We start from the raw sequence: 23,447 nt of genomic DNA, 5'->3' as shown, positions 1-23,447 counted from the left end.
ATGCCGGCCACCATCTCACTGATCTGCCGAAGAAAACTGGATACTGTCCCGATGAGCTGCGCATAATCATCGGGTGCGCATAATCGCGGACATAGGTCCAGAGGTAGGCCGTCTTGGCCTTGCCAGATCCCGGCGCCAGCGTTGGCAGCGTGGTCTCATCGGCAAAGACCCGCTCCCCCTGCTTGATGCGGGTCAGTGCGTAATCGGCGAGCGGCTCGAGCTCGAAGCCGAGCTTGCCCATCCACTGCGCCATCTGTGACCGGTCGATCTCGACCTGATCGCGGGCATAGATCGCTTCCTGGCGGTAGAGCGGCAGGCCATCGGCGTATTTCGACACTGCGATCTGCGCCAGCAGCGCTTCGGTCGGAATGCCGCTTTCGATGATGCGGGCGGGCGCGGCTGCCTGGATGACGCCGTCCCAGCCCTTGTAGGCATATTTGGGGCGACGCGTGACGATCACCCGGAACTTCGCCGGGGTGACATCGAGCCGTTCGGAGACGTCCTCGCCGATCAGGATCTTTTCCAGCGCTTCGCAGCCAGCAGGCGTCTCGGGCTCGATAACCACCTCGACCCGTTCGAGATGGGCTGCAAAGCCTTTGCGAGGGCGCGCGGCGCGCTTCGCTTTCGAGCCGCCCGCAGACTTCTCCATCTGCGCTTCGATGGCCGCCACGCCGGTTTCGATTTCGTCGAAGACGAGCGCATACTGCTCCTCGCTCAGCGTGCCGGTCCGCAACCTTTCGGAGCGGCTGCCGAAGCGCGACCGCTCCAGCATCTTCACGACCGCCGTCAGTCGTGCGATCCGCTCCTCGGCGCTCTTGTTGACCAATTCGAGATGCGTGTTGTGGGCTTCGAGATCGGCATTGCGCTCTTCCAGACCGGCGGCTTTTTCGGCCATGGCAACAACCATCGCCTTGAGCGCGTCAACGTCGTCCGGGAGCGCAAGATCGGGTGCCGACATGGCCCAAATCAGAGCATATTCGCGGGCGATTTTCCCGCCTTTTCAGCCCCCTGATTCATCATGCCGCAGGGTTTTACCCAACCGATTGCGGCCGCCTGACGGTCTCTGTCCGCACCCGTTTCCAGTCCATTCCGTCGACCAAGGCCATGAGCTGGGCATGATTGAGCTGAACCCGGTGATGACCGATCCGCGGCCAGCAGAACTTTGCCTTTTCAAGTCGCTTCAAATAGAGGCACACGCCGCAGCCGTCCCACCAAACGATCTTGATCCTGTCGGCTCTTTTCGCACGGAAGACGTAAAGCGCACCGTTGAACGGATCCGAGCCGGCATCCCGCACCAGCGCAAGCAGGCCATCGATACCTTTTCGGAAGTCCACCGGGTGGCTGGCAAGATAAACCTTCACCCCTGCCGGGATCATGCTGAGCGCACCGCCCGCAAAACACGCCGCAGATGGTCCTCGCACACAGTCGCACCGGCCCGGACCGTCATGCCATTGACGTCAATCTCAATGGTTCGGGAATGGTGAGCCTGAAGCCTCCCAAGGCTGGCCTCCTCAGCCTTGCCGGCGCGTTCCACCTCATCCGTCTTGGGCGCCGCAGCCCGCCAGCCGAACAATTGCGATGGGCTGATCCCAATCTCCCGAGCCAGGGCCGAAATATTGGCGCCAGGTTCAGAGCTCCTTGCCACCATCTCGGTCTTGAACGCAGCCGACCATCGCCGCCTCCGCGCGACCGGGGCACCCTCGAAGCGATCCGCAACCGCCTCAATCAATTGAAAGCTTCTATCCGCAGGCATAGGCGCAGACATAGAAATTGACACTGAAAGCTCCTCGGCTACTTCAGTGTCATCATCGCCGCCGCATACTTGCTTCGCCAGATGGGGTGGCCTTCCCGCTTACGAAGGTTCACTTCGGATCGCTTTCAGAAGCGTCTCGCGTCGCCGCTTCAAGCACGCGGTCCCGATTGTTCGAAAAGCCGGCGGACCAAAAGAATGCACCCCCAACCACGGCTCCATCGTCTGTGTTCAAGACGCATCGACGCATCCGTAAAGCGGCTGCAAAGAGGCGTACGCTCGCCAGAGAATTTCTAGCCCAAATATCGTCGATATTGTGCGCAGGAGTGGGACAAAACGCCGATTTCCTGCGTAATTGGGAGGCGGTTGTATGCGAGGTAACCAGTCCGTGGGCATATGATGGCGTTGGTATAAAGAACAAGGCCGCGTTGTCGGGTTTACGGCAAGAGGAGCATCTCAATGTCACAGGAACTGGATTATCTAACCCGCCGCGTCGCTGCGGGCCGGTTGAGCCGACGTGAATTTCTCGGCCGTGCGACGGCGCTTGGTGTGAGTGCTGCCTTCACCAACTCTCTTCTTGCTGGCGCCGCAATGTCGCAGACGCCGAAAAGGGGCGGCATTCTGAGAGCTGGCCTCGCCGGCGGCGCGGCAACGGACAGCCTCGACCCGGCGAAAGCAATTGAGGTGATGTCCTTCTTCGTCAAATGTTGGGGCGAGTATCTTGTGGCGCTAAAGGCAGATGGGGCACTCGAGAACCGCCTTGCCGAGGAGATCGGCTCATCAAAAGACGCCAAAGTGTGGACGTTCAAGATGCGCCAGGGGGTCGAATTCCACAACGGCAAGACTGTGACAGCGCAGGACGTTGTGGCGACCCTGACGCGCCATTCCGATAAGCACTCGGAGTCTGGCGCGCAGGGCCTCTTAGCCGGTATCGAGAGTCTCAGGGCTGACGGCCGCGACGTCGTAGTCACTCTTAAAGAGCCGAACGCCGAGTTCCCTTACCTCATGGGAGATTATCATCTCGTCATTCAGCCCAATGGCGGCAAGGACAACCCGGCCGAAGGCATCAGCGCAGGTCCTTATAAGGTGACCGCTAACCAGCCCGGCGTGCGCCACGGCGGCGAGCGCTTTGCCAATTTCTGGCAGTCAGACAAGATGGGCTTCGCCGACCAGGTCGAGATCGTCGTGATCAATGACGCCACAGCCCGCGTTTCCGCGCTGCAGGGCGGGCAGGTGCACATGATCAACAGGGTCGAAACCAAGGTTATCGATTTCATTAAGCGCGTGCCCAACTTGAAGATCGAGACGGTGTCGGCTTCGGGCCAATATGTTTTCAACATGTTCTGCGACACCGCGCCCTTCGATAGCAACGATCTCAGGATGGCGCTCAAGCTCGCGGTGGATCGTCAGGAGATGGTCGACAAGATCCTGCGCGGTTATGGTACGGTCGGCAACGACTTTCCGATTAACGCGTCCCAACCGCTCTTTCCCGAGGGCATTGAACAGCGGACCTTCGATCCGGACAAGGCCAAGTTCCATTATCAGAAGTCGGGCCACAGTGGGCCGATCCTACTCAGGACCTCCGACGTTGCCTTCCCCGGCGCCGTCGACGCTGCGCAGCTCTTCCAGCAGAGCGCGGCCAAGGCCGGCATTGCCATCCAAGTCAAGCGCGAGCCGGGAGATGGCTACTGGTCGGATGTCTGGAACAAGCAGCCCTTCAGCGCCTCCAATTGGGGCCCGCGAGCGACGCAGGGCATGATGTATTCGACAGCCTATCGGTCGACGGCGCCTTGGAATGACACGCACTTTTACAACGATAGGTTCGACAAGCTGCTCACGGAAGCGCTGGGCGAACTAGACCAGGACATGCGCAAGAATTTGTATCGTGAGATGGCCGTCATCGTTCGCGATGAAGGAGGGACGATCGTGCCCATGTTCTACCAAGCCATTGACGCAATCTCAGACAAGGTTGGCGGCTACGTCGGACGGATCGAGTCGCTGATGAATGGCTACGCTTTCTCGCAATGTTGGCTGGAGGCTTGAAAAGCATTCGGTTCACGTCGCCAGTTTCGAGGAATGAATGCCGAATGAATTCGGCAGCTGGACTGCCAGTCGGTTCAATAGAGTGATCGCGGTGGATAGGGTTCACTTGGGGTGGCAAAATATCCAGCAGATCACAGGCATGTAAGTTGCATCGGACGTGTTGAGTATGTGACATCGCTGCGCTGGGACCGAACACATAAGACCGGTTAATGCACGTCGCCCCAAAAGTGGCGTCGCTTTTGGTTGAACGGCATTTTATAAGAACAAAGGACCTAAAAGCGTGGCATGAGCCCGTCCGAACGCGACGCGCTCTCGCCGGTAGCCTGAGAATCAATCTGCGGCCGGCGACAGCGAAATGTCGGCGGGGGGAAGATCACCCCAGCTGCCGCCCATCGGTGTCGCCGGCGATGTGGCGCTCGCGCCCGACCGTCTTGCTGGCGGTAGCATGGCCCCGCTTAGTGAACTGCGCAGGCGCCTTCACGATTTGGCTGTGGATGATGTCCGCGTCCGGCTGCCGTCGCGAGCGGCGCACTCGCGATCCAGCACCACGGCGCGATGTTGTGGATGATGCGAAAGGCATCGCGTACGAGAGTCCTTCGGGTCCATCACTCCGCGCATGCCATGTAGCGGGTCGCGTGGAGGCGGCCTCCATGCTGACGAACTTCCAGGGATGGTGATCCTCAGCCATCTTGTGAGACTGCTCCAAGAAAGAGAGAGCGAGCCGAACGGAGAGATCATCATAGTCCCATGTGCCAATCCGATCGGTTTATCTCAGAGAGTCCAAGGGTATCATGCTGGCCGGTCGGACTTGGGGCTGGGGGGCAATTTCAACCGTAATTTTCCTAACTTGCCCCCCTGGTAGGGGCGCGGCTTGCAGTACTCCGAAGCGAGGGGCTCGTTATGGATGGGGGTGCTGTCAAACGTGCAATGCTGAAGGCAGTCTCCGCGCTCGTTCCAAAAAACGAGCTCGACAGCCTGAAGCAGGTGCTTCTCAGGCTCGCTATCGACCAGATTTTGTATTGGACGTTCACTGCGCCGACGAAGCGGTCCTTTATGCATATGTTTCCAATCCCGAGCATCCTGCCGCAGACCTGCTGTCTCGCTACATCGGTAGCGTGGCCACCATCGGCGGCGTTCCCGAGCTTATAGATTTCCCTACAGCATGCCTTCTGCCGTGGCGCGCAGCACAGGAACTTCTTCCGGACGTGTCAATAACCGAGTGCTTGTCTGCCACCCTCGAGTATCGCGGGTCAAAGGGTCTTCGCGACGATGTTGCGATCGAGGACGCGCGAGGGTTGATTGGCTTCATGGAGGCAGTAGGCCTTCTGGAGGGAGCGACGCAGCCGCCGTCGCAAGTTGTCACGTGCCACACGATGCTCGACTGCGTTGACTACGTGCGAGCCAGTGCCCTCGGTATTGTCATCTTTTGAAAGACGCCGGGTGACCATGTCCAGGCCGGCGAAGAGATTGGGGCAATTCTCGATCCTGCGTCCGGCGAGCGGAGTTCTTTGAAGGCAAGCGCGTCCGGTGTCCTCTTCGGGTATCTCTACAGCCAGATCGTGATTCCCGGCGGGACTGTCGCATGGATTTGCGGGCACTTCGCCCATCGAACAGCAGACCGGCGATCCCTTTCCGTAAGTAAACGCCGCATACACTAGGAGCGTTCCCTCAAACGCGTTTGAAACACGCGGGCAAGGGCACCTGCAGATCTCACGGACGAGGGGCGATATGGCGAGCGCCGTTTACTGGGCAAGGCTATCAAGACTTTGCGGCGCGCGAACTTGATCCGTAAGCTACACGTGACTCCGATCCTGCCAGCGCTTGCGACGTGGCGAGCAATCGCTCCGCCCGTCGGTTGTGCTTGCTACCACAGAGCAGATGCTCGTTTAGTGCCGCGATTGTGCATCAAGCTCGTCAAAACGCAGTTTTCGTACGGAACACTGAAGGAATTTGCGCAAAGCGGCGCAAACTCAAATGTATCATCACCAAAATAAAAAACCGCACTTTCGGTACCCTGGGAACAGATCCAAACATAGAGGAGCATCTCAATGTCGCAGGAACTCGACAATCTAAGCCGTGGCTTAGCTGCGGGCCGGCTGAGCCGGCGTGAATTTCTCGGCCGTGCGACGGCGCTAGGCGTCAGTGCTGCCTTCGCCAACTCCCTTCTTGCCGGCGCGTCCAAGGCGCAGACGCCAAAAAAGGGCGGCATCCTGAAAGCCGGCCTCGTGGGCGGGGCGTCGACGGACACCCTGGACCCGGCAAAATTCATCGAATTGATGTCCTATTTCGGCAAATGCTGGGGCGAGTTTCTGGTGGCGCTCAAGGCAGATGGAGGACTGGAAAACCGGCTTGCCGAGGAGATCGGCTCATCCAAGGACGCCAAAGTGTGGACCTTCAAGGTTCGAAAGGAAGTCGAATTCCACAACGGCAAGACCGTGACGGCAGAAGACGTCGTGGCGACGCTGCAACGCCATTCCAACAAGGACTCACAGTCTGGCGCCCTGGGCATCTTGGCTGGCATCGAAAATATCAAGGCGGACGGGCGCGACGTCGCAGTCACTCTCAAAGAGCCGAACGCCGAGTTCCCTTACCTGATGGCAGACTATCATCTGGTCATTCAGCCCAATGGCGGCAAGGACAACCCGGCCGAAGGCATCAGCGCGGGTCCTTACAGGGTGACCGTCAACCAGCCCGGCGTGCGCCATGGCGGCGAGCGCTTTGCCAATTTCTGGCAGTCAGACAAGATGGGCTTCGCCGACCAGGTCGAGATCCTGGTGATCAATGACACCACAGCCCGGGTCTCCGCGCTGCAGGGCGGCCAGGTGCACATGATCAACAAGGTCGAGACCAAGGTCGTCGATCTCATCAAACACGTGCCTAACCTGAAAATCGAGGCCCTTTCGGGTCCGGGCCACTACTGTTTCAACATGTTCTGCGACACGGCACCTTTCAACAGCCAGGATCTCAGGATGGCGCTCAAGCTCGCGGTGGATCGCAAGGAGATGGTCGACAAGATCCTGCGCGGCTACGGCACCGTTGGAAACGACTTCCCGATCAATGCTGCCTATCCACTCTTCCCCGAGGACATCGAGCAGCGGACCTTCGATCCGGATAAGGCCAAGTTCCATTATCGGAAGTCGGGCCACAGTGGCTCGATCCTGCTCAGGGCCTCCGACGTTGCCTTTGCCGGCGCGGTCGACGCCGCGCAGCTCTTCCAGCAGAGCGCGGCCAAAGCCGGCATCACCATCGAGGTCAAGCGGGAGCCCGGAGATGGGTATTGGTCGGGTGTCTGGAACAAGCAGCCCTTCTGCGCCGCCAACTGGCGGGGGCGGGCGACGCAGGGCTGGATGTACTCAACCACCTATCGGTCGACGGCGCCCTGGAACGACACGCACTTCTTCAACGAGAGGTTCGATAAGCTGCTCACCGAAGCGACCGGCGAACTCGACCAGAACAAGCGAAAAAACCTCTATCGCGAGATGGCCATAATCGTTCGAGAAGAAGGGGGGACTATCGTGCCGATGTTCAACCAGTTCATCGATGCGATCTCCGACCAGGTTGGCGGCTATGTCGGACGGGTCGACTCGCTGATGAACGGCTACGCCTTGACGCAATGCTGGCTTGAGGCTTGAACCGAGTGCTTGTCAGTTCACCCCTTCTAAGGCTGATTGCCGAGCGCGTTGCGCTCGGCATTCTCCTCCTCTTCGCCGTCTCCGTGCTGATTTTCGCAGGCACCCAAATCCTTCCAGGCGATGTGGCACAGTCGATCCTCGGACAGGCGGCCACGCCCGAGGCCGTCGCCAATCTGCGCCGGGAACTCGGCCTCAACGATCCCGCCATCGTGCGCTACTTCCACTGGCTGGGCGGGGCTTTGACCGGCGATCTCGGTACCGCGCTCACCTCGCGACAGGAGATCACCACGACGCTGATGCCACGGCTGTGGAACACGCTGTTCCTTGCCTTCTGGGCGGCCGTGGTGTCTGTTCCACTCGCCATCATCCTCGGGCTGCTGGCGGTGCGCTACCGCAATGGACCTGTCGATAAGGCCGTTTCAGGTTTCGCGCTGGCTTCAACATCGCTGCCTGAATTCTTCATCGGCTATCTGCTTGTCTTATTCCTTGCCGTGAAGCTGCAGTGGTTCCCTTCGATCTCGACCGTCTATGACGGCATGCCCTTCCTGGAGAAGCTGAAGGCGATCGTGCTGCCGGCAACGGCTCTGATGTTTGTCGTCCTCGCTCACATGATGCGCATGACGCGTGCCGCCATCCTGAACGTGATGCAGTCGGCCTACATCGAGACGGCCGAGCTCAAGGGCCTTTCCGCCTTCGACATCATCCGCAAGCACGCCCTCCCGAACGCCATCGCGCCCATCATCAACGTCGTCATGCTCAACCTGGCCTTTCTGGTGGTAGGCGTCGTCGTGGTCGAGGTGATCTTCGTCTATCCGGGCATGGGGCAATACCTAGTCGACCATGTCGTCAAGCGCGACGTGCCGGTGGTTCAAGCGGTCGGTCTCATCTTCGCTGCCGTCTACATCGGGCTCAACATCGTCGCGGACGTCGCCGCGATCCTTGCCAACCCGCGCCTGCGGCATCCGAAGTAGGACGGAAAGATGCTCAATTTCAAGCGTATCCCGTACGGAGCCTGGCTCGGCCTTATCCTGACGGGGCTGTTAGTGATCTGCGCGGTATTCGCACCATGGATTGCCCCCGCGGGTAATGGGGAGATCGTGGGCGACGTATGGGAGCCGATGTCGTCCGCGCATTGGCTGGGAACCGACAATTTAGGGCGAGACCTGCTCTCGCGCATGATCTATGGTGCCCGCACCACCATCTTCATCGCCGCCATGGCCACCGCCTTGTCCTTCTCGCTTGGCGCCATCCTCGGCTTCATGGCGGCAGTCGTTGGCGGTCTAGTCGACACTGTGATGTCGCGCTTCGTCGATCTCTTGATGGCGATACCGACGCTGATCTTCGGCCTCGTCGTTCTGTCGGTGCTGCCCTCGAACAACGTGACCCTCATTCTGGTCATGGGGGTTTTGAGCTCGACGCGCGTCTACCGCCTTTCGCGCGCGGTTGCCGTCGACATCAACGCGATGGACTTCGTCGAAGCAGCTAAGTTGCGCGGTGAGAGTCTCGGCTGGATTATCTTCTACGAGATCCTACCCAACGCGCTGTCGCCGCTGGTGGCGGAACTCGGCCTGCGTTTCATCTTTTCGGTGCTGTTCCTCTCGGCGCTCTCGTTCCTCGGGCTCGGTGTGCAACCGCCGGAGGCCGATTGGGGCGGCATGGTGAAGGAGAATAAGGACGGGATTGTCTTCGGAATACCTGCCGCCCTTATCCCGGCCGCTGCGATCGCGATGCTGTCAATCTCCGTTAACCTAGTAGCCGACTGGGTGCTTACCCGCACCGCCAGCCTCAAGGGAGGACGAGAATGACGGTTAAGGCTCCCTCAAAGCTCCGGCGAGACGACGGCGTTCTGCTCGACATCCGAAATCTTAAGGTCCAGGCGACCGTCTATTCGCCTGGCGAGAAGCCGCGCGACGTCACCATTGTGGACGGAGTATCGCTGCAATTGAAGCGCGGCAGGGTGCTGGGACTGATCGGTGAATCCGGCGCCGGAAAGTCGACCATCGGCCTTGCCTCAATGGGTTATGGCCGCGGCGGAGTGCGTATCACAGGCGGCGAGGTGTTCCTGAACGGTCGCGACATCCTCAAGGGCGGCGTCCGGGATTTACGGAAGGTGCGCGGCAGCGAGGTCTGCTATGTCGCGCAGTCGGCTGCTGCCGCTTTCAACCCCGCGCACCGGCTCATGGACCAAGTGGTGGAAGCAGCGCTTCTGCACGGCGTTGGGACCCGAGCCGAGGCAGAGAAGCGCGCGCAGGCCCTATTCACTAAACTCCGCTTGCCCGACCCCAAGAGCATCGGCTCCCGATATCCACATCAAGTCTCCGGCGGCCAATTGCAGCGCGTCATGACCGCTATGGCGCTTTGCTCCGAACCCGACCTGATCGTGTTCGACGAGCCGACCACGGCTCTCGACGTAACCACGCAGATTGATGTGCTGGCCGCCATCAAGGACGCAATCCGCGACACCGGCGTCGCGGCCCTCTACATCACCCACGATCTTGCCGTGGTGGCCCAGGTCTCGGACGAGATCATGGTGTTGCGGGATGGGAAGATGGTGGAGCACGGCGAAACACGGCAGATCATCGAGGCGCCACGCATGGACTATACCAAGGCGTTGGTGTCGGTTCGTTCGATCGAGCATGAGGAGAAGGGACCGACGCCCAAGCCTCTGTTGTCGGCGAGGAGCGTCACAGCCGCTTACGGCGGCGGCGCCGTGACAGTTCTGCAGGACGTCTCGGTGGAGGTTCATCCGGGCCAGACGCTGGCTGTCGTCGGGGAATCCGGCTCGGGCAAATCGACGCTCGCCCGAGTCATCACGGGGCTGCTGCCGCCGATCGCCGGCAGCATCACCTTCGCCGGACGCACGCTCGCGCCCGAGCTCGCCGACCGCTTCAAGGACGATCTGCGTGAATTGCAGATGATCTATCAGATGGCCGACGTTGCGATGAACCCGCGCCAGACGGTTCGCACCATAATCGGTCGGCCGCTCGAATTCTATTTCGGTATGCGAGGAAAGGAGCGCGATGCCAGGATCGCCGAACTGCTCGATGAAATCGAGATGGGCGAGGGCTTCATCGACCGCTATCCGGCAGAGCTTTCGGGCGGGCAGAAGCAGCGGGTGTGCATCGCCCGAGCGCTCGCGGCAAAGCCGAAGCTCATCATCTGCGACGAGGTCACGAGTGCTCTCGACCCGCTAGTGGCTGACGGAATCCTTAAGCTGTTGCTTCGCCTGCAGAAGATTGAGGACGTGGCCTACGTTTTCATCACGCACGACTTGGCGACTGTGAAGGCTATCGCGGATTCCATCGCGGTTATGTATCGCGGAGAGGTGGTCCGCTACGGCTCGAAGACTCAGGTGCTCACACCACCGTTCGACGCATATACCGACCTGTTGCTGTCTTCCGTACCTGCAATGGAGGTAGGGTGGTTGGAGCACGCGATTGATGGGCGCCGCATGGAGAGCGCCGGGAACTGAGCTCGACGAAGCACAGTCATGGGATGGCAAGCTCGAAATCGTTCCAGTAGGCCTGCAACTCCTTCAGATCCCAGCACAGCTCGATCGTCCACGAGCGACCGAGAGGAAGTGAGTGGCGGACGCAGTGCTTCGATCTCCACGAGGACCGAAATGCTGGCCACAACCGTTAGCTAGGAGCGGTGGGCCAATCACCGACGATCTGCTGCCTTGGGCCTCCAGACCTATGCCGCTCAAGGCCTTTCCAAATAAGTCGCCAATATCGGTCACTCCTGCAAGACATCAAGTCGGTTTTCGCTCTTGCTTTGGAGTCAGCTACTAATTTCGCGAGGGGAACATCGAGCGCGGGCCCGGTCACGGGCGCCTGCGTACGTAATTGATCGGCCACAGGACGTCCTTATGTCCCTCAGCGGTGTCTAGTCAACAGCCTCAATTCCCCATGTTAAGCTCGACTGAATTGAGAAGTGCCTTCACGACTCTCTCCACAATGGAGTTGGTGACTTTCCGTTTCACGACGTAAAATGAGTTGTGGTGCCTACGCGACGTGGCACTCAGGCGCACCAATCGGCCGAGCCGAAGGTCCTCCTCAATGTACCCCCCCCAAGCTATTGCAGCCCCGCGCCCTGCGATAGTCTCATGCATCATCGACAGGTAGTTGGTGAATCGAGGACCGTTGAGCGTACTCTCCGTGCTGATCCAGGATTCCCAGCTGTCGACAGCACCGGGCTCTGTAACGATGTGAAGAAGCGGAACATTCCGGAAGGCTGTGTAACTCTCCGACGCGAGTGTCGGATACCGTTCAAGGAACGCTGGCGAGCAGACCGGAAAACACTCACCGTCGAACAGTTTGATAGCTAAGAAGCCTGGCCAGTCCTCGGGTCTTCCGAACCGCAGAGAAAAAGCTACGTCCGGCTGATCAAAATCCCGGTCGTCGTACGACGTCAGCAACATCACTTGGCCATTAGGGACACCAGAAGCCACCAACTCAAAACGGGGCATCAGCCACATCTGTTGTAGGTCGTAGATGCAGCCCACTACTAGGGTATCGCGATCGGGAGGCTGAAGCTTTTCCACGGCTTGCTTGATCGTGCCCAAGCCGTTCCGAATTGCTATGGCAAGGCTGTTGCCTTCTCTGGTCAACATTACCCGGTTGCCTTTGCGCGTGAACAGGACCACCGAAAGTTGTCGCTCAAGGTTAGCGACATGTCGGCTGACCGCCGATTGGGCGATGTTAAGCTCTTCGGCTGCCGGCGTCAGCCCGCCATGTCTTGCCGCCGCCTCAAACACTGCCATAGCGTTGAGCATGGGCAGCGATTGCCGTAGCGTCTTCATCTTACGGTCCTCGTTGATGACTATTTATCATGCTACCTTCTCACAAATATGTTTGCAACGTGAGCTGTTGTCCGCCTATCACCATAATGCCTACCATGGGGCTCCGTTCGAAATACTCTGGCATAGACACGGCGGGCCGAGGACGTTCGTGCGATGCACAACAACACGCGGTGATAGGCTATGCGCTTGAGTATTCAACAATGAGATCGGGTGAGGAAAGAAATGCCAGAAGATGAGAGCGATCTGATCCAGCAGGACGGCAGTTTTGATACCGTTGGTTCAACAGCCACAAATGTCGAAGATGGCTTCTCGATGGCGGCAGTGGGGGACCTTCTCTACACGCGGCCAGTAACCAACGGTCATCATCCTGGTCTGGCCGACGTCCTTCGTATCTTCCGCGAGGCTGACGTTACCTTCGGCAACTTGGAGACCAACATCTTGGATTTCCAATCTAAGGGAGGTCCGCAGGCTGAGTACGGCGGTGCGTATTGCGTGAGCGATCCAGAGCTTGGATTTGACCTCAGGGCCATGGGCTTCAATTTGCTTAGCCGTGCGAACAATCACACGTTAGACTGGGGTGTTGAGGGGATGCGCGAGACAAGCCGAGCCCTCAATGCGAACCGGATTGTCCACGCGGGGTGCGGTGAGACTCTCGCCCAGGCCAGTGCAGCTAGACTTCTTGAGACACCGCGCGGGCGCGTGGCTCTAGTCTCCTTCACCTCAACCTTCGCGCCCATGGCTCGTGCATGCGACCCGGCCGGCGAAGCGCCAGGCAGAGCCGGCCTCAACGCTCTTCGCTTGGCAAAAACAATCGTGGTTGAGCCAAGGCAATTCGAAGGCTTAAAGCAAATAAGGGCGGCGTTGCCCGGCCCCAAGCCTAGCCGTGTAGATCCAAATCTGGTTGTGCTCGCTGGACAACGATACAAAGCGGGGGCTCAAGTTGGCTATAGTTATGAAGCCGATCCGCGCGATGTGAGTCGTATTCTACGGAATATCCGTCAGGGCAAGCAGTTCTCTGACTTCTGCATTGCCACAAACCATGGGCACGAGCCTGGTGAGTGGAGTCACGAACCGGCCAATTACGAACAATCTTTTGCTCACGGGGCCATTGATGCCGGGGCGGATGCATACGTGGTGCACGGGCCGCATATTTTACGCGGCATCGAAATCTATAAAGGGCGACCCATCTTTTACAGCTTGGGAAATTTCTTTATCGATGATCTCCGGACGCCTATGGGCGCTGACATGTACGAAGTCTACAACAAGGACCCGCGGGTCAATACAGACGCAGAAGTGACAGTCGACGAGCTCGCTAAAGGGTATCCGACCCCCGAGGGACTGTTGGACCCTCAATGCGATGTGATCTTTTATGAGAGCATTGTGAGTATCAGCCGCTTTGAGCAGAACCAGCTCGTTGAATTGCGTCTTTATCCGATCGAACTTCGCCGCTCCAGCAGATTTGCTAATCGCGGAGTCCCGCGCGTAGCCCCCCCTCGACAAGGAAATGACATTCTAGAGCGCCTTCGAGACCTCTCGAAGCCGTTCGGCACGCAAATTGCTATCGAGAACAATGTTGGAGTCATTCGACTCAAACTTAGTTCGTGAGCAATGACCTGCTCCCGGCTCTGTCCGCCTCTATAAATTAGCTCTGTCCAACGACGTGGAGGTCAAGCGCACTACCCGATCGAGCCGCGGTGCTCCTAAATTTAGTTCGCCCTAGCCAGAGCCGGCGCCGCGGTGCCGCGTCTCATGCATCAGCGACAATAGTTGGTGATCGTCGGCGAACGCGTGATGCCACGGAGCCAAACCGAGCATCAGCGACATCTGTTGCAGGCCGTAGTAGCAGCCACCAGAACCGCCTCTCGGTCCGGAGCCTGCAAACTTACCACAACTTGGCTGATAGTGCCGAAGCTATCAAGGATGGCCGCCTCGGTCATCACGACATTGAGTTTTTCAGGTGCTGACGGAAAACCGCATTTAGCGCCGCGGCCTCGAACGCGACCATCGCGCTGAGCAGTGGGAGTGAGGTCTTCAGTTTGGTTAAGGCGGGTCTTAAGTGCATGCCTTTTTGATATGGAAAACTGTTAAATCTGTATTTGCAATGTAAGACGTTGCTTCACATTCTCGTATCAAAGACCTCACTTTTTGCATGCAAATTACAAGGAGAGACCTCTGATGGAAGCCAGGATCACAGGTAACATAACGAGCGACCGAACTGCGCTCGTCGAGCTGATCGACCGTCACCGCCCCGGTTGGTCGCTCGAGCAGGCATTTTATGTCGATCCGTCAATTTATGAATTGGAACGCGAATTGTGGTTCCCGCGCCAGTGGTCGCTTGTCGCCCATACTAGCGAGGTGTCCGAGAAGGGGCGGTACATCATTCGCCAGCTTTTTGACGAGGAAATCATTGTGGTCCGATTCGGCGATGCCGAAGAGGACATAGCGGCCTATTTCAATGTCTGCACCCATCGCGGTTCCCGGCTCTGTACCAAAGATGGGCGCGGTCGACTTCTGGTCTGCCCGTATCATGCATGGTCTTACCGATTGACCGGGGAACTGCAAACCCGGCGGGACGTGCCCGAAAATGTCGATCCTGAGCTGTTGGGACTACACCGCGTACCGACCAGATGCGTGGGCGGCCTCGTAATCTGCGGCCTCGAGCAAGAGATTATGCCGGACGTTCAGCCCCTTGTCGACGCGTTGGACGGCGGTTTGCGCGATATGGGCATTGACCGCGCGCGCATCGCTGCCCGGAAAAGCTACCCGACTAAGGCCAACTGGAAGCTCGTGATCGAGAACTTCTTCGAGTGCTATCATTGCCAGCCGTCGCATCCGGAGTACTTTAGGCTCAATGCGCATGAACCCTGGCACAGCTTGGCCTCGGAGCCGGGGGGCGTCGACAAGGTAACCTACAGTATTGCTCGCAGATCGATCTTGGGCGGTCGCAAAACTCTTTCTGAGGACGGTCAGCCTGTTTCCTGTTTAATGGGCGGGCGCATCGCCCATGACAGCCTCGAAACCGGCTTTTGTTTAGGCCGCCTCTCATTTGTCTACGCTGTAAGCGACCATGTCACACTGTTTCAAATGATCCCGCGTAGCGCAGCGGAAACCGACGTAATCGTGACTTGGCTGGTTGACAAAGACGCCGATGCCGAGATCGACACCGATCCGATCACCTGGATGTGGGACGTTACCACAGTCCAGGACAAAAAGCTCGTCGAAGATAATGCCAACGGCGTCGCGTCCAAGGCCTACCGACCCGGGCCCTATACGGCGCGCGAAGAAAATACGTCCTGCTTGGTCCAATCATATCTCGGCGAGATGCGCTCGCTGATCGCCGGCCAACGCACTGATGCCCCCGTTAGCCAGTCCCCAACTAAACGTCCTGGCCTGCAATGTGGCGAGGCCGCTGAATCGGGTCTGAACAGGTAAGACCGCCTTTGATGCTTGGCATCCCAGCCGCCAAAGCGGGACGGCTGGGTTCGAGTGGCTGCGCCATCATTCGCATGGGTTGTTCTATGCTGCACCAACTGACCGTTAGCCAGATCCGCCGGGAGACACCAGACGCGGTTTCCATCGTCTTCGACATTCCACGAGGGCTGGCGGCACGTTTTGCTTTCAAGCCCGGGCAATATCTCACCCTGCAAGCTGAGGTTAGCGGCGAGTATGTGAGGCGCTGCTATTCGATTTGTTCGGGTCTCGACGAAGGCGAGATAAGGGTGGCGGTAAAGGAGATCGAGGGGGGGCGTTTCTCGTCCTTCATCAACCGTTGCCTTCAGGCCGGCGATGCCCTCGGCGTGATGGAGCCGAGAGGCCGATTTTTCTTGCCGCCGCCCCCGAGGACGGGTCGTATTGTGCTTGCGGCCGTGGCGGGATCTGGCATTACTCCGGTTTTGTCCATCGCGAGCACCGTGCTTGCCCGCGAGCCAGATAGCCGATTACTGCTCGTCTACGGGAATAAGCGGCGACAAGACATTCTCTTCCGGACACAGATAGCCAAGCTTGAGCGGGAATTCTCCCCCCGCCTGCTAGTTCGTTACCTACTTTCACGGGAAAATGGTGGGCAAGGTTTTCGACAGGGCAGGGTCGATGACAACACGCTAGCCACCATTCTCAACGAGTTGGACATGCCTGTCGCCGTGGTAGATAGTGCGCTGCTGTGCGGGCCGCCCGAAATGGCCGCAAATCTCAGTGCAGCATTGCAGAGACAGGGTTTGGCCCCAGACAAGATCCTGGATGAGTCCTTTGGTCCCGCCGCCGCTAGGTCAGAACCGCGGGACATCTTCCCGAACGCCTCCACGACGCATCTCGAAATTAGGCTGGGCGGCCGCAGCATCGTCATCGATGCTCGTCCTGGCGAAACTGTTGTCGATGCTGCCCGCCGGACTGGGTTAGAGGTTCCGTATTCGTGCGGTGGTGGCACGTGCTGTTCCTGCATCGCCAGAATCATTGAGGGGGCCGTCGAAACACAATCCGGTGCTGCGCTCGAAGCATGGGAACGAGACGCGGGATTCGTGCTTACCTGTCAGTCGAGACCTGCTGGAGACCGCCTGGTCGTTGACTACGACGCCGCATTCTGACAGCGCGACCGACGCCGTCAGGGACGTTTCTTCTGACTGCCCTCCAAGGTTCGAGCATGCCTAGGCGGAGCCGACAAGCCCCGCAGCCGTCAGCGACTGATAAATGTCGACCAGACACGGTTCACGAACCACAGCCTGGGCGGTGAGACGACGGTGAAACCTGGCGTCAGGATGACCTTGAATGGGCTGACCTCACTTCCTTGCATCGGCCAAAACGAAAGACAACGGCGCTAGATGTTGTCCCGCCATGTGATGGATTGGGTTTAGCCTGAACCTTTGCGGCTGCTCAGTCCGGCCAAGCATGGCGATTTGCAGCAGGTAAGCGGCGAGCGTGGGCCGTTGGAGGCGCGGTCGCGTTCGGGGTGCGTCGATCTGGTCGAGCGCAGTCATCTCGGCGAAGGTGAGAACGCTGTCGTGGCCGGCGTCTGGCTCGGCGCGCGCCGACATAACGTAGTGACGAGGAATATTCGCCAGCTGACTATCTCGATGAGAGCGAGCAACTTCGCCTGCCTCTCTACGGTCTCGAGCCTCGCCTCCTCGGCACGGCAGCCGGACTTCATGACCTTTGGAAGAGCTCCGCCTTCCAGCGCAGGGCGTACCAGCCGAGCTTCTCAAGCGCCGATGACTGCAGCGCTTCACCTGCAGCCGGGTCGTCTCGTTCTAATCGACCGTAATACGATGACGTCCCGCCCGGCGCTCCGCCCCAAGTTGGGCAAAACACGCGATGAGCAGGATAGTGTGGGGCAGCATCGGAGAGCGGTGAAGCTCTTCGATGGCATGGCGGCACATACGATTTCTGAGCGACTGATGCGCAACCTCCGGCGGAGCTAACTAAGCTTCAACTCGCGATACCGAGGGCAATATCCAAGGAAGAGAAAATTCGGATTCGGGTACAAGCTTCTAATTCCAGGGAAAAGCGAGCATGTCCATAGGACCACGCTGCGCCTTATGCAGCCTCATCCATCGCAACCGTAACCCATCCCTGCAATTCACGCCAGTCGGCCTCAAGTCTCGCGAATCGTGCCAGCCTAAATGAGGAAATGTCCGCGAAGCTACAGGTGCCGTCGACTACTACATCGCGGATCGCTCGCCCGCTGGCTGGCGAGAGACCAAAGCCCACGCTGGACATAGTCGCAACAACCACATTAGGAAACGTTGAGAGCCGGTCGATCACGGGACGTCCGTCAGGCGTGTTCTCGGTCACACCGGCCCAGGATCGAATGATGCGGGCGTGCGCAGCCTTCGGCATCATCTCAATCAAGCGGCGGCCGATATGGCCCATCAGCGGGGTCGAGGGGTTGGCAAATATGCCTCCCTGGGGCAGATCCAGCCACTCGTGTGGGCCGCCTCCAAAGGCAAGATTGCCGCGCAGTGTCTGCCGGCCGTGGAGGCCATTTCCGTCGACACCGCCGTAAGCCATCAGGGGAAGCGGCTCAGTAACGATCATCTCAGCGCGCGCGCTGGCCATAGGAACCTCGTGCCCCAGCATCGCGGACAAGCGGCCAGTGTGTGGCCCTGCTGCAATCACCAACTGATCGCAGCCAAGGAGACCGCGCTCCGTCTCGACGCCAATCACCCTCTCACCCTCGGTGCGGAATCCCGTGACCGCGCAGTGCTGCATCAGCCTGCCGCCATGGTCCTGCATCCCCCAAGCATAGCCCTGAACCGTGCGATGTGGATTTGCGTGCCCGCCGAAGTGGTAAAAATGCGCCCCGGCGACGTTGTCGCCGACGAGGGAAACGAGTTCACGAATTTGCTTCCGATCGAGAAGCTCGCACCGGTATCCACGACGCTTCGCTGCAGCAGCGCTGCGATTTTGGGCCGCCAATTGCTCCTCGGTCACGGCGACGTGAATCCGGTTCGCCGAGAACTCTGTCGGATAACCGAGAAGTTCATCCATGATTGGCCATAGCCTCAGCATCTCGGGGTAGAGAGGCGAAGTGGCGTGGCCGCAGCCGCCACCATTGCGGCCCGACGCCTCCCAACCGACAATGCCTGTCTCGACAACGGCCACGTCGACGCCGGCTCGCGCCAGCCACCAGCCGGCGCTCAGCCCAGTAACACCCCCGCCGACAATGACTACTGATGCGCCCTTGACCTCAATCATTGCCGTCGCGCTCAACAACGGTCGCTTCACTAGTAGCAACTGTATAAAATTCAGGAGTCTCACATGGGGGTTGCCATTGCGAGGGGATTCCGAACCAGAGGTCCCACTCTCGGGCCTGATCTGCCGATTCCGGTAGCTTGCTGGCAATAGCCAGCGGCAACGGGCGCACGGGCGCGCGATAGCCGGCGAGAGGAATTGCAGCGAGCGGCACCCTAGCCTGCAGCGCCAGCAAAGCAGCGACCTGCTCGCGGCACCGTCGGCCTTGGCACGGTCCCATACCAGCGCGCGTGAGCCGCTTGACCTGGTCTGGATTCGGCGGGCCCTCGCCCAACAGGGCCGATAGCGAGCGCTCGTTGCGGCGGTCGGCTTGCCAGCCAAGATAGCGTGGCGGACGCACCTCGAGAATCTCGTGGGCAGTGACCTCCTCACATTGACATACGTGGAACCGGCCGCGCGCCTCTATGACGCTGGCGCGGACCCAAGCCAAGCGATAAGCTGAAAAATCGTAGGGGGGCTCGCCGGGCTCCGAGACTGCCGCCGACTCCAAGTTTTTGAGGTCCCCAAGGATCGTGGCGACTGCCCGTAGGCCCTCGCCCGCGGCAAGGCTGCGGTCGAGCGACTTCGCAGGCCAGATGCCGGCACAGTCGCCGACCGCGAAGACGTTTTTGACGCTGGTGCGCTGGACCGCATCCACCACCGGCGCATAGCCGCCGCGTTCCGGCTGAAAAGCGATACGGCAGCCGAGAGCGGCGAGAAGATCGACGACTGGAGTCGTGCCAACCGCCAGGATGACGCCCTCACAATCGATTCGGCGCTCTTCGCCAATGGCTCGACCGGCCGTGTCAACGGCGGCGATGAGCACTCCCTCGACCGATCCCCGCCCGAGCGCCTCGCGCACCACATGACCGGTCAAGAATTCGCAGCCGGCGGCGCGCAATTCGGTCACAAGGGGGGCGGGACCGACAGGCTCAGTCGCCTGTTCCACAATCGCGGCGATCTCAATCCCGGCGCTCCTAAGTGCAGCGACAGCACTCAACGCCTCTGCTGAAGTGCCAAGGATCACCACGCGCCGCGGGGTCAGGGCTCCGAAACGTGTCGCGAGTGTAACCGCCGCCGTGGCCCCCATTACGCCCGGCGTCTCCCAGCCGGGAAAGCCCAGGCCCATGTCTCGCCGACCGGCCGCGACTATGATGTGTTCGACTCCGATCAACCAGCCGCGGTCTTCATCCGCCAAGCCGGCAATCGTTCCGGGTAACCAGTGGACGCCAGGACCATTTGCATAGAGTCCCCAACAGGCGGTCCCTAGCCGCACGTCCACGCCCGCCTCAAACGCTGCCTGGATCAGTGGCTCGGAAGTGACAAACGCCTCAATCATAGAATTGCGATTGCGCGCCACGCCGGACATTCCCTGCCCATAATGCAGTGGCACCTCATCGCCCATCGTCTTGAAGGGGACCGGGTTCTCATCAATGAGCACGACGGAAAGGCCTTGCCGTGCTCCCTCAATGGCGGCGGACAGACCGGCTGGCCCTGCGCCAACTACCAAGAGCTGCGTCTGTTCCTGTACAAGCAGCTCTTTCCCTGCAACGGATTTTTTGTCGATGTTCATGGCTATTGGGTACTATTGATCATTGCTAAACGCTCGAGAAGATCGCCCTGCCACAGTACCAGATTGCACCGAGGCGCTGACGCCGATTTTTGCTTCCTTCCGCCGTCTACCGTCGGGGAGGGTCTCGGCGCGTGACGTGATCCAGTCTGTTCGTCAATGTTCAATCGCAATGAGGTCTTGGTCAAATTCAGTTTCTGAATTGGGCTAATCTGGTTTCGAGATGTAGCGACGTGATGACGGTAATTACGTCGGAAACGTCGAGGATCGGTTTGTCTGTCCGCGCCCGCCCTGCTTCTGGGGCAGGACAACAAAGGGCGATGGCCTCGCCCCAGGTGCGAGTGGTGCGGCGCTGCCCAATGGTTTCACGCTCACCTCAGGACTGCGGTGACTCGGTATTCCTGGCGGGTATCGAAGTGTTCGAGCAATCGAGAGCCTCGCTCGAGCGGGTGCTATTCTGAGCTCCCGGCGATCGATTCGGAAAGCGCATTCGGATTCGGGATTACCCGCTGGTATTCCTAATTACCGGAATTAGGGCGGTGGCGCCTCCGTTGTGAATGCTGTCGGCGCGAGTTCGAAAGACGATCCACAGCGTGCAAAAGGGTCGCGTTGAGACCCACCAGCCGGCAATAGGATGCCGGAGTACGAATGGATCCACCGTCGCTTGTTAGTGCTGTGGGAAATGCTTGACATCCTAAGGAATGCCGAGTGGCTGGCACGCACGCTGCCGAGCCTAGATCTCCGGAGGGGAGGCCGCCGCTATTCGCCACGGTCCCAGGTTCTCCCTGTGAACGTTGGAGCAGCGGAATTCAGCGAAGTGGGCGCCGGCCATCTGAAAACGCGATCACACCGGCCGGAACATTATATTGGCGAATTTTAGACGGCCTTGCACATACTTGCAGAGCGGACAACGCAAACAGGGTGCCAGGTCCCTTCAATACTAACGATAGGCTGAACAATGATCGAAGCACCACATCTTACGTTTGATCCTGATGCGCCCGGCGTGAGCATGGGACATCTTGTTGTCCCGGGAGGTACCGACTGCGGAGAGCTTTCGCTCCCGGCCTTCAGTCTGAACAAAGGGAAGGGACCACGCCTTCTCGTCACTGGCGGAAATCATGGAAATGAACTGGAGGGGCCACTTGTCGCCCGACGGCTTATCGATTGGCTGCCAGAAGCGCAGACCTGTGGAAGAGTCATCATCGTACCTGTGCTCAATCCGTTAGCCGTGGAGGCATGGAGCCGCAATACTCCGCTCGACGGTTTAAACCTGAATCGGGTGTTTCCGGGCCGCCCGGACGGGTCGGTGACCGAACGAATCGCGGACGCGGTTTCGCGCGTATTGTTGCCGATGGCCGAAACCGTTTTTGATCTGCACAGTTCACCAAGGTGGGACTTTCTACCGGCGGCGACTACGCATCCCATGGCGGATCCCGATCTCATGGCCAGAACCGTGAGAATGGCGGAAGCGTTCAAATTGCCCTTGACATTAGTTTGGAATTACAACGACACGGCTGGAATGTTCGATATCTTGGCCCAAAACCAGGGCAAGGTATTTGTCTGCGCCGAATTCGGCGGCGGCACGGTCAACTCTGACAATCTCGAAATATATGAGGCTGGAGCACGTAACGCCCTCATCGCGCTCGGGCTGATCGAGGGCAAAGCCGAGTACCCGACTTTCCTTCAACAGAACTCCGGCCAGACCCTCGAAACGCAGTTGTCGGACGAATTGAAATCGCCTGCAGCGGGCATCTTCGAACCTCGCTGCTCACTGTTGGATGAAGTGAAGCAGGGAGATCTCTTGGGCATTCTGCACCCGATGGATTCGTTGTCCGCTGAGTCAGTTGATATCCGCGCTCTTAGAAGATCCCACGTCATAGGCATTCGATCGGCAGCGCATGTCCGCGTCGACGAAGCGGTAGTGATCGTTGCGCGACCGTTCAAACAGTGAGTTCGGTGCACATGGATCGCTATTCCGGTGATTAACGATTCCGGGCTTGGGGATCGGGTGCCGGGGGGCTGTTAATCTGACACCATCAGGTTTGGGTTGATAGCTGGTTTGGTTTGTCTGAACAGTTTGGCGGAGTTTTACAAGTGGTTTTCCACTTCTGTCATGCCGCTGCGAGGATTGGCTTTGGCATGTTAAAGTAGCCCTGTCCGGGTATTTCCGGTCAAGCGGAGGATGTCTGGTATTATAAAGGATCAGATTTCGGCCGATCGCGGTCGGTCGCCGATTTCCGCGCCGAGATTTTTGTCGACGGCGGCAGTAAATGTGTGGGCAGGGTCTGAATCGGTGGGATGTTCGCAGACAACGGCATCCGGTTCTCCGAAGCGGGACTGTCAGGAATTCTGTCCGCGAGGCCGTTTTTGTCATTGGCTGACGAACCTGTCGCCGAAGACGACGGCTTGAGGAGGGAGCCCAATGAGACGTGCACCTTTGCGGAGGGGTAGTTTGGGAACCGGGCGGCTGCGCCATCACGGACGCGTCGACATCACCCGCTCGGGACTGGAAGGGTCGGCCGCAGTTTGCGACGGACGGATGAGGTTGTCGTCGAGGCCACGGGCAACGCCATGGCGGTGGTGCGGGTTCTGTCGCCCTATGTCGGCGGGGTGATTGTCGCCAACCCGATGCAGGTGAAGGCGATCGCTCATGCCAGGATCAAGACCGACAAGATCGATGCCGGCGTTCTGGCGCAACTCCATGCCAGCGGCTTTCTGCCGGAGGTCTGGGTTCCCGACGAGCGGAAGAGCGGCTTCGCCGCCTCGTCGCGCGGCGCAACCAGGTAGTTCGGCATCGCACGCGAGTGAAGAACGAGGTGCATGGCATCCTGCAGGCGCACCTCGTGCCGAAGTGCCCGCATGCCGATCTGTTCAACAATCGCGGTCGCGCCTGGCTCGAGCGGCAGGTGCTTCCCGACGACGAGCGGG

General features: G+C 59.3%; 16 protein-coding genes and 1 pseudogene. 11 read left to right on the top strand and 6 right to left on the bottom strand.

The window, feature by feature from the left end:
• From NKJ12_RS30650 to NKJ12_RS30640, 3 genes are all read right to left on the bottom strand, one after another.
• Positions 1-958, bottom strand: a 958-nt coding sequence (locus NKJ12_RS30650; RefSeq protein ID WP_352707310.1) for an IS66 family transposase, incomplete at its 3' end; no start/stop codon positions are given.
• A gap of 73 nt (positions 959-1,031) precedes the next feature.
• Positions 1,032-1,376 carry an IS66 family insertion sequence element accessory protein TnpB gene (tnpB, locus tag NKJ12_RS30645; protein ID WP_352707308.1) on the bottom strand — a complete coding sequence of 115 codons (345 nt, stop codon included), beginning with the start codon at positions 1,374-1,376 and terminating at the stop codon, positions 1,032-1,034.
• Positions 1,373-1,729: a transposase gene (locus NKJ12_RS30640; protein WP_352707305.1), complete on the bottom strand. Its 357-nt coding sequence runs from the start codon at positions 1,727-1,729 to the stop codon at positions 1,373-1,375. Before NKJ12_RS30640 ends, tnpB begins: the two co-directional genes overlap by 4 nt.
• Before the next feature lie 480 nt (positions 1,730-2,209).
• Between NKJ12_RS30640 and NKJ12_RS30635 the strand changes: the two genes are divergently transcribed.
• The 6 genes from NKJ12_RS30635 to NKJ12_RS30610 all read left to right on the top strand — a co-directional run bounded on the left by NKJ12_RS30635 (position 2,210) and on the right by NKJ12_RS30610 (position 10,897).
• Positions 2,210-3,793 (top strand): ABC transporter substrate-binding protein, encoded by a 1,584-nt coding sequence (locus tag NKJ12_RS30635; RefSeq protein WP_352707303.1) that lies wholly within the window; start codon positions 2,210-2,212, stop codon positions 3,791-3,793.
• Positions 3,794-4,409: 616 nt separating this feature from the next.
• Positions 4,410-4,655, top strand: a complete 246-nt coding sequence (locus NKJ12_RS30630; protein WP_352707301.1) for a M14 family metallopeptidase — start codon at positions 4,410-4,412, stop codon at positions 4,653-4,655.
• Positions 4,656-5,841: 1,186 nt separating this feature from the next.
• Positions 5,842-7,425, top strand: coding sequence for an ABC transporter substrate-binding protein (locus NKJ12_RS30625; RefSeq protein ID WP_352707299.1), 1,584 nt, complete (start codon positions 5,842-5,844; stop codon positions 7,423-7,425).
• A 5-nt stretch (positions 7,426-7,430) separates the two neighbouring features.
• Positions 7,431-8,396, top strand: a complete 966-nt coding sequence (locus tag NKJ12_RS30620) for an ABC transporter permease (protein ID WP_352707296.1) — start codon at positions 7,431-7,433, stop codon at positions 8,394-8,396.
• 9 nt (positions 8,397-8,405) lie between these two features.
• On the top strand, positions 8,406-9,230 hold the full coding sequence (locus tag NKJ12_RS30615) for an ABC transporter permease (protein ID WP_352707294.1): 825 nt from the start codon (positions 8,406-8,408) through the stop codon (positions 9,228-9,230).
• On the top strand, positions 9,227-10,897 hold the full coding sequence (locus tag NKJ12_RS30610; protein ID WP_352707292.1) for an ABC transporter ATP-binding protein: 1,671 nt from the start codon (positions 9,227-9,229) through the stop codon (positions 10,895-10,897). The genes NKJ12_RS30615 and NKJ12_RS30610 overlap by 4 nt, the downstream gene beginning before the upstream one ends.
• A 426-nt stretch (positions 10,898-11,323) precedes the next feature.
• On the opposite strand, the gene NKJ12_RS30605 is transcribed toward NKJ12_RS30610, so the two are convergent.
• On the bottom strand, positions 11,324-12,226 hold the full coding sequence (locus NKJ12_RS30605; protein WP_352707291.1) for a LysR family transcriptional regulator: 903 nt from the start codon (positions 12,224-12,226) through the stop codon (positions 11,324-11,326).
• 222 nt (positions 12,227-12,448) lie between these two features.
• On the opposite strand from NKJ12_RS30605, the gene NKJ12_RS30600 reads away from it, so the two are divergent.
• The 3 genes from NKJ12_RS30600 to NKJ12_RS30590 all read left to right on the top strand — a co-directional run bounded on the left by NKJ12_RS30600 (position 12,449) and on the right by NKJ12_RS30590 (position 16,806).
• On the top strand, positions 12,449-13,831 hold the full coding sequence (locus tag NKJ12_RS30600; protein ID WP_352707289.1) for a CapA family protein: 1,383 nt from the start codon (positions 12,449-12,451) through the stop codon (positions 13,829-13,831).
• A gap of 570 nt (positions 13,832-14,401) precedes the next feature.
• Entirely contained in the window at positions 14,402-15,658 is a 1,257-nt protein-coding gene (locus NKJ12_RS30595) for an aromatic ring-hydroxylating oxygenase subunit alpha (protein WP_352707287.1), read from the top strand.
• 86 nt (positions 15,659-15,744) lie between these two features.
• Entirely contained in the window at positions 15,745-16,806 is a 1,062-nt protein-coding gene (locus NKJ12_RS30590) for a 2Fe-2S iron-sulfur cluster-binding protein (RefSeq protein ID WP_352707284.1), read from the top strand.
• A 946-nt stretch (positions 16,807-17,752) separates the two neighbouring features.
• Here the strand turns inward: NKJ12_RS30590 and NKJ12_RS30585 are convergent.
• On the bottom strand, positions 17,753-18,913 hold the full coding sequence (locus NKJ12_RS30585) for an NAD(P)/FAD-dependent oxidoreductase (protein WP_352707281.1): 1,161 nt from the start codon (positions 18,911-18,913) through the stop codon (positions 17,753-17,755).
• On the bottom strand, positions 18,906-20,522 hold the full coding sequence (locus NKJ12_RS30580) for an FAD-dependent oxidoreductase (protein WP_352707279.1): 1,617 nt from the start codon (positions 20,520-20,522) through the stop codon (positions 18,906-18,908). The genes NKJ12_RS30585 and NKJ12_RS30580 overlap by 8 nt, the downstream gene beginning before the upstream one ends.
• 955 nt (positions 20,523-21,477) lie before the next feature.
• On the opposite strand from NKJ12_RS30580, the gene NKJ12_RS30575 reads away from it, so the two are divergent.
• Entirely contained in the window at positions 21,478-22,470 is a 993-nt protein-coding gene (locus tag NKJ12_RS30575; protein WP_352707277.1) for a succinylglutamate desuccinylase/aspartoacylase family protein, read from the top strand.
• A gap of 471 nt (positions 22,471-22,941) precedes the next feature.
• Positions 22,942-23,447 (top strand): annotated as a pseudogene (locus NKJ12_RS30570) (IS110 family transposase); the annotation flags it as partial.

The sequence above is a fragment of the Mesorhizobium sp. M0195 genome (assembly GCF_040322115.1).
GTDB lineage: Bacteria > Pseudomonadota > Alphaproteobacteria > Rhizobiales > Rhizobiaceae > Mesorhizobium.
Note: the sequence above shows the minus strand (reverse complement) of the source record. Positions and strands in the feature narration are given on the sequence as shown.